This window comes from Shewanella sp. 0m-8, from assembly GCF_052977265.1.
Genome location: NZ_JBRIMB010000085.1, coordinates 1 through 7,271, shown reverse-complemented (window position 1 = coordinate 7,271; position 7,271 = coordinate 1). Strand labels below are relative to the sequence as shown.

Genomic DNA, 7,271 nt, shown 5'->3' with positions numbered 1-7,271 from the left:
TGGCTCCCCAGACTGGACTCGAACCAGTGACATACGGATTAACAGTCCGCCGTTCTACCAACTGAACTACAGGGGAAGCGTTTAAGTTACGTCTCGTTGAAGACGGAGCGCATAGTAAAGCGCTCTTACAATTGAGTCAACTCGACAAGCTAAAAAAAATGAAATTATACGCTCAAGTGCTCACCTAATGTTCATTGTGTCGATGAATGCAGCATTTTTGTTAAAATGTGACCAGTAGAAATGCAAGTCTATGAGTTAATCACAGTTTTCGATTAGCTCATTAATGAGACATACCAACAAAAAGAGCTGTTCGCTAGGCTATAAACTACAAATGTAAGAAAATTACATTAAATCGCTTTAGCTTGCTTAACTCGTGTCGAAAGCTTAAACCCCCATAGCAACTAGCGTTGCGAGAGTTATCCACTAAATCTGTGGATAAGCCTGTGGGTTAAGTGAGAAAATCAACCGCAAATGCCGATGAATAGGGCGTTGAGGTTAAAATGAGCTAATTTATAGAAGTTTTTTTTTAGCTAATAAAAACAATGTGATGAAAAAAGCAACAGTTACTTTGGTTGGCTTTTTAAAATGTTGCTAAGTTGTAACTCGCTTATAGTAGTAACTTGTGAATTAATACGCCTATTTTACTGGTGTTGACGCGGAGGTTAGCGTTAAAGGCTAGACTTTAACTTGGTTACAAAGTTTCATTTAGTGATGTTATAAGTAATCGGTTTAGGTGACTTACACGGCTGATCTGATTATTGTCATAGCGCTATTTGGCAACGAACACTAAGTCGAACAAAAACTAATCTAGAAAGTTAAGTCGTCATCAATCAAATTAGGGTAAAATAGTTGCTCATTTTTCGAGGGAAGTATTTGAGTGTCAGAATCTGTATTTCAATTAGAGTCTATGTATAAGCCTGCAGGCGATCAGCCTACGGCCATTAGTAAACTTGTGGATGGGCTAGAGTCAGGGGTTGCTTGCCAGACATTACTGGGCGTTACGGGCTCAGGTAAAACCTTTACTATTGCAAATGTCATCGAGAAAATGTCACGCCCAACGATTATTATGGCGCCCAACAAGACTCTTGCTGCACAGCTTTATGGAGAGATGAAGGAATTTTTCCCCCATAATGCGGTAGAGTATTTTGTTTCCTACTATGACTATTATCAGCCTGAAGCTTACGTTCCCTCTACAGGCACATTCATTGAAAAAGATGCATCAGTTAATGCGCACATTGAGCAGATGCGACTCTCGGCGACTAAAGCACTATTAGAGCGTAAAGATGTTGTTCTGATTGCTTCAGTTTCTGCCATTTATGGTCTGGGCGATCCTAAAGCCTATATGAAGATGCTGTTACACCTTCGAGAAGGTGCCATTATGGAGCAGCGTGATATCTTAAAGCGCCTGAGTGAGCTGCAATACACTCGCAATGATATAGAACTGCAACGCGGTACCTATCGAGTGCGCGGTGAAGTGATTGACATCTTTCCGGCAGATTCAGACAAAAATGCCATCAGAATAGAGCTATTTGATGATGAGATAGAACGTTTGAGTCTGTTCGATCCGTTAACTGGCCACATTGTAAAGCGAATAGCACGAATAACGGTTTACCCTAAAAGTCACTATGTCACGCCTCGAGAGTCTATTTTGGCGGCGACAGGAGAGATCAAAGAGGAATTACGTGACCGTAAAAAACAGCTTCTCGAACTGAATAAACTTATCGAGGAGCAACGCATTACAGAGCGGGTTCAGTATGATATCGAGATGATGACCGAACTTGGTTACTGTTCAGGTATTGAAAACTACTCCCGATACCTGTCGGGTCGAGCCCCCGGCGATGGGCCTCCGACCTTGCTAGATTATCTGCCAGAAGATGGTTTACTCATTATCGATGAATCCCATGTAACAGTGCCGCAAATTGGCGCCATGTATAAAGGTGATCGCTCGCGGAAAATGAACCTCGTAGAATATGGTTTTCGCTTGCCTTCAGCGCTTGATAATCGCCCATTAAAGTTTGAAGAGTTTGAAGCGTTAATGCCGCAAAGTATTTTTGTTTCTGCAACGCCTAGCGAATATGAAATTAATAAGTCAGATGGCGAAATCGCCGAGCAGGTTGTTAGACCTACTGGCTTACTTGATCCTGAAATTGAAGTTCGCCCTGTTAGCACTCAAGTAGACGACCTGTTATCTGAGATAGGCAAACGAGTCGCTGTGAATGAACGTGTACTTGTAACGACCTTAACTAAGAGAATGTCAGAGGATTTAAGTGAGTACCTCGATGAACATGGTGTAAAGGTCAGATACTTGCACTCAGATATCGATACTGTTGAGCGCGTCGAGATCATCAGAGACTTACGTCTAGGCGTGTTTGATGTACTGATCGGGATTAACTTGTTACGAGAAGGCTTAGATATGCCAGAAGTCTCTTTGGTGTGTATTCTCGATGCAGATAAAGAGGGCTTTTTACGTTCAGAACGTTCATTGATCCAGACAATTGGCCGCGCGGCTCGAAATGTAAACGGTAAGGTTATCTTATATGGAGACCGTATTACTAAGTCGATGGACAAGGCGATTACGGAAACAAATCGACGTCGTGAGAAGCAGCATCAGCATAATATTGATAATGGCATTACTCCGAAAGGAGTGATCAAAAAGATCACTGATGTCATGGATGTTGGCGGTCACGAATATGTGGACAGCGAACGAGGAGTTGCAGAGATTGAGGGGGAATATCATGTGGCTAAACCTGCAGACATTAGCCATGACATTGACAGGCTAGAAAAACAGATGCATGAGCATGCTAAAAACCTTGAATTTGAAGAAGCCGCTGCAATTCGTGACAAAGTTAGTCGTCTTAGAGAACAGTTTATTAAGGCGTAATTGATTATTCACGCTATTTACTTCAATGCAATCAACTTTAGCTCAATAAACTTTAACTCAATGAACTTTAGCGTTATGAATTTTAATACTAACTGTTGAGCTACTAAGACATTAAAAAGGGGAGCCGAGTACAACTAGGCTCTCTTTTTTATGTGTATCTTATTTTGATTGGAACTACAGTTTATCGTCTTCTTTAACGAGCTTGTTTATGTCGCTGCGGCCAAGCTAGATAAACTGATACGCACAGCAGTCCACAGACAAGGCCAACTAAATGAGCCTCAGTCGCAACTCTTGCACCAATTAATTGGGTCATTTCAATACTGGCGCCAAAGTATTGCTCATAAGCGACTTTTAAAATCACGCCTAGTAATAGCAAGTAACCGCTTTTGTAGCCTTGGCGAATATCGCATACCGCACCGAAGGCAAATAATCCATGCAGCATGCCACTTAAGCCCACATAACCAATCAGCATTGGATAAAATGCGAGTAGCCCCAGCCCTTGCATTAGACACAGGCTAAAAAATAGTATGCTAAGCCCCTTTGCACGGTAATGTTGCTCATGTAAGGCTAATATGACCCAAAAACCCGCGAGGTTCATATACAGGTGCCAGGCATTGGTGTGCAGCAAGTTTCCGCTGACTAGGCGCCACCACTCACCATCAAGGATTAAATACCTTTGGTAGGCCAGCAGCGAGTCGAGTCGCAAATAAAAAAGACTAATACATGTAATTGTAATGACTAACGCAAACACATAGGGGTTGTTGGCCCCCCATTTTAGTTTTTGCATTTATCAGAAAGTCTTGCTTGTATCGCCTCTTTGTCTGCAAGGTACTCTTCAAGACCGCGCTTTCTTAATAGACATGCAGGGCAGGTACCGCAACCGTCGCCCTTAATACCGTTATAGCAGGTTAGGGTTTCATTTCGCACAAGCTCCAAGCTATCAAACTTATCTGCAAGCGCCCATGTCTCGGCCTTATCTAACCACATTAGAGGAGTATCAATGGTCAGTTTTTTATCCATACCCTGTTCAAGGGCGGCTTGCATGGCTTTTACAAAGTCATTGCGGCAATCTGGGTAGCCTGAAAAGTCTGTCTCGCAAACACCGGTTATCACAGTATCTGCGCCAAGTTGGTAAGCGTAAATGCCAGCAAGGGTAAGAAAGAGGATGTTTCGGCCCGGAACAAAGGTGTTAGGTAGGCCGTTATCCATTAATTCGTTAGAGACGGGAATGGAGTCACGAGTTAATGCCGATATGGCTAATTCATTTAACAAGGTGACATCCATCACTTTGTGGCTAGCCAGTTTGAGTTTATTGGCCAGCTCTTTTGCTATTTCAATTTCTTCTCTATGTCGTTGCCCATAATCGAATGTGATCCCATGAACTTCATCAAATTGTTGGAGGGCCTGAATGAGGCAGGTTGTCGAATCTTGACCACCACTAAAAACTACAACGGCTTTTGACATAATAAACTTTCAATCTTGTAATAAATAAGAACGAGTAGTTTAACGCAGGCGTGAACGCTTTTAAACTACTTGCGACACAGCTAAAAATCCTCTATAACTGCGCCCCGGTTAACCAAGAGGTAAGATAATGAAATATCCAGTTAATGAAGTATTTGAAACAATTCAAGGTGAGGGGACTTTTACGGGAGTACCAGCCGTTTTTGTTAGACTTCAGGGCTGCCCTGTTGGTTGCTCTTGGTGTGACACTAAGCAGACGTGGGAACTTTTAGAGGAAAACCGCGTAGCAAAAGAGCTTGTGATCCAAGTTGACGGTACTATCGGACGTTGGGCGGAACTTAGCGCTGAAGAGTTGGTTAATGCCTTTAAAGCTAAAGGCTTCAATGCAAAACATATCGTGATCACCGGTGGCGAACCTTGTTTATATGATTTGACTGAGTTAACTCAATACCTTCATAGCCAAGGGTACCAAACGCAGATTGAAACCAGTGGTACATTTGATGTGTTATGTCACGCAGACACTTGGGTGACGGTATCACCTAAGGTGAATATGAAAGGCGGTTATAAAGTACTTGCCCAAGCATTGAATCGAGCCAATGAGATTAAACACCCCATAGCAACCCAAAATCACATTGATGAGCTTGATGAGCTATTAGAAGGTATCGATGTGACTGATAAAACAGTGTGTTTGCAGCCTATTAGCCAAAAGGCACGCGCGACTGAATTGGCGATGTCTACTTGTATCGCGCGAAATTGGCGCTTATCAATTCAGACTCATAAATATTTAGATATCGATTAAACAATTTAGATCGCTTGATAATAAAAAGCCCTTGGATTTAATTATCTCAAGGGCTTTTTTGTACCGGTGACGGTTAATCACCATGGGTATATCGTTATTTGTCACTAGGGCAATTTAATACACTTGTCTCACTAAACCGGGTTAATGCATCAGTATAAGGCGTTAGATCGCCGATGTGCTCTTCAATCCAAGCTGCATTGTAATAGGTGTCTAAGTAGCGCTCACCTGAATCGCAAATTAGGGTCACTATCGAGCCGGTCTCACCCCTGGCAGCCATTTCGCTAGCCAATAGCAACACGCCATAGAGGTTAGTACCTGTTGAGGCGCCAGTTTTACGCCCGATAATCTTCTCAAGCCAATTGACTGTTGCGACAGAAGCGGGATCTGGGATCTTACGCATCTCGTCCACGACGCCAGGGATAAAAGAGGGCTCAGCACGAGGCCTACCAATACCTTCAATCTTACTGCCATTACAGCAGCTGACATGCTTGTCTCCAGTATTGAAATAATCAAAGAAAACGGAGTTTTCAGGGTCGACAACACAAAGTTTAGTCGTGAGTCGCTGATAGCGAATATAGCGGCCAATCGTTGCCGAAGTACCGCCAGTACCAGGGCTCATTACAATCCAAGTCGGAATTGAATGTTGCTCTTTTTTCATCTGATAAAAGATAGAGTTAGCGATATTGTTGTTACCACGCCAATCTGTTGCGCGTTCGGCATAGGTAAATTGATCCATATAATGACCATCTAGCTCTTGGGCTAAGCGCTCAGATTCGGCATAAATTTTACTGGAATGGTCAACAAAGTGGCATTGACCACCGTAAAATTCAATTTGTTGAATTTTCTTTTTTGCTGTGGTGCTAGGCATGACTGCGATAAAAGGCAATCCCAGTAATCGGGCAAAATAGGCCTCTGATACGGCTGTACTGCCAGAAGAAGACTCAATTACTGTGGTGCCTTCTTTAATCCAGCCATTACACAGCGCATAAAGAAACAAAGAGCGAGCAAGACGGTGCTTTAAACTTCCCGTAGGGTGGGTACTTTCATCTTTTAGGTAAATATCAATACCCGTTAGGCTAGGCGTATCTAGCTTAATTAAATGAGTATCTGCACTTCGTTGAAAGTCAGCTTCAATTTTTTCGATTGCTTGATTTACCCAAGAATGAGTCACTTGTTTGCCTATGGTTAACACGTTGAACTTAAATCATAGAGAAAAACGAGCCAGATTGGTAGCGAAAAACACACTGCGGATAACTTGTTGTGCCGGTGTAAGCGCCTGATTAAATATACTTTTGTGGTGATCAGGTGTTTAAGTGGATATTTGAGTCTAGAAAATACTGATTAAATGAAACCCTGATGGTATTTATGTCTTTTTATGTAAACGAAATCGTCACATTTAAATGATTATGTGCAAGCACGATTTACAAAGTGAGAGTTTATCAAGAGGTTTAAGAGGTGATGATTTTGGCAAGGTTAATGTGATCTGAGTATTTAAGCTGTGCTACATGGCGGTGATAGGTAATTGATATATAAAACAGAGGTGTAGCAACTTAGATATAAAAAAGAGATGTCACTGCTTAGATATAGAGACAGGGGGGGGAGCAACTGCAAGATTATTAAACGATATTGATGAATGACTTTGAAATAAGATCTTTGAAATGAAATAAGATGGAAGCTGAAACAAGAAGTGGTGGAGGGAGAAGGATTCGAACCTTCGAAGGCTGAGCCGTCAGATTTACAGTCTGATCCCTTTGGCCACTCGGGAACCCCTCCACATTTTCTTACTTCGTGTTACACACAATATTGGCCTACTGTGTTTGTTGCTATTGGTTTTCTACTGCTACTTCCAAACTCATAGTGAGTTAAGAAGTGGTGGAGGGAGAAGGATTCGAACCTTCGAAGGCTGAGCCGTCAGATTTACAGTCTGATCCCTTTGGCCACTCGGGAACCCCTCCACATTTTCTTACTTCGTGTTGCGCACAATATTGGCTTATTGTGTTTGTTACTATTGGTTTTACTCTTTTTACTCCCAAACTCGTAGTGAGTTAAGAAGTGGTGGAGGGAGAAGGATTCGAACCTTCGAAGGCTGAGCCGTCAGATTTACAGTCTGATCCCTTTGGCCACTCGGGA

The 7,271-nt window shown here is 42.4% G+C and carries 5 protein-coding genes and 3 tRNA genes; 2 read left to right on the top strand and 6 right to left on the bottom strand.

What is annotated here, in order from left to right; genetic code table 11:
- Positions 1 to 76 (bottom strand) — tRNA-Asn (locus ACVBIO_RS21190).
- An 801-nt stretch (positions 77 to 877) separates the two neighbouring features.
- On the opposite strand from ACVBIO_RS21190, the gene uvrB reads away from it, so the two are divergent.
- Positions 878 to 2,881: an excinuclease ABC subunit UvrB gene (uvrB, locus tag ACVBIO_RS21185; RefSeq protein ID WP_447162693.1), complete on the top strand. Its 2,004-nt coding sequence runs from the start codon at positions 878 to 880 to the stop codon at positions 2,879 to 2,881.
- 193 nt (positions 2,882 to 3,074) lie between these two features.
- Here the strand turns inward: uvrB and rrtA are convergent, their stop codons facing one another.
- Together rrtA and queC are read right to left on the bottom strand one after the other, a co-directional pair.
- Entirely contained in the window at positions 3,075 to 3,668 is a 594-nt protein-coding gene (gene rrtA, locus ACVBIO_RS21180; RefSeq protein ID WP_447162692.1) for a rhombosortase, read from the bottom strand.
- Positions 3,656 to 4,345: a 7-cyano-7-deazaguanine synthase QueC gene (gene queC / locus ACVBIO_RS21175; RefSeq protein WP_447162691.1), complete on the bottom strand. Its 690-nt coding sequence runs from the start codon at positions 4,343 to 4,345 to the stop codon at positions 3,656 to 3,658. Before queC ends, rrtA begins: the two co-directional genes overlap by 13 nt.
- A 127-nt stretch (positions 4,346 to 4,472) precedes the next feature.
- Between queC and queE the strand changes: the two genes are divergently transcribed.
- Complete coding sequence (gene queE, locus ACVBIO_RS21170) at positions 4,473 to 5,141, top strand: 7-carboxy-7-deazaguanine synthase QueE (protein WP_447162690.1); 669 nt, start codon at positions 4,473 to 4,475, stop codon at positions 5,139 to 5,141.
- 94 nt (positions 5,142 to 5,235) lie between these two features.
- Here the strand turns inward: queE and ACVBIO_RS21165 are convergent, their stop codons facing one another.
- The 3 genes from ACVBIO_RS21165 to ACVBIO_RS21155 all read right to left on the bottom strand — a co-directional run bounded on the left by ACVBIO_RS21165 (position 5,236) and on the right by ACVBIO_RS21155 (position 7,096).
- The gene (locus ACVBIO_RS21165; RefSeq protein ID WP_447162689.1) at positions 5,236 to 6,312 is read right to left on the bottom strand and encodes a PLP-dependent cysteine synthase family protein; all 1,077 of its coding nucleotides are present in this window, start codon (positions 6,310 to 6,312) and stop codon (positions 5,236 to 5,238) included.
- Between the two features lie 517 nt (positions 6,313 to 6,829).
- Positions 6,830 to 6,914, bottom strand: a tRNA-Tyr gene (locus tag ACVBIO_RS21160).
- Positions 6,915 to 7,011: 97 nt separating this feature from the next.
- Positions 7,012 to 7,096, bottom strand: a tRNA-Tyr gene (locus tag ACVBIO_RS21155).
- Between the last annotated feature and the right edge of the window lie 175 nt (positions 7,097 to 7,271).

Excerpts from the sequence above, each read along its gene's own strand:
- queE (WP_447162690.1), top strand. The coding sequence starts at position 4,473 with ATGAAATATCCAGTTAATGAAGTATTTGAAACAATTCAAGGTGAGGGG.
- queC (WP_447162691.1), bottom strand. The coding sequence starts at position 4,345 with ATGTCAAAAGCCGTTGTAGTTTTTAGTGGTGGTCAAGATTCGACAACC.
- rrtA (WP_447162692.1), bottom strand. The coding sequence starts at position 3,668 with ATGCAAAAACTAAAATGGGGGGCCAACAACCCCTATGTGTTTGCGTTA.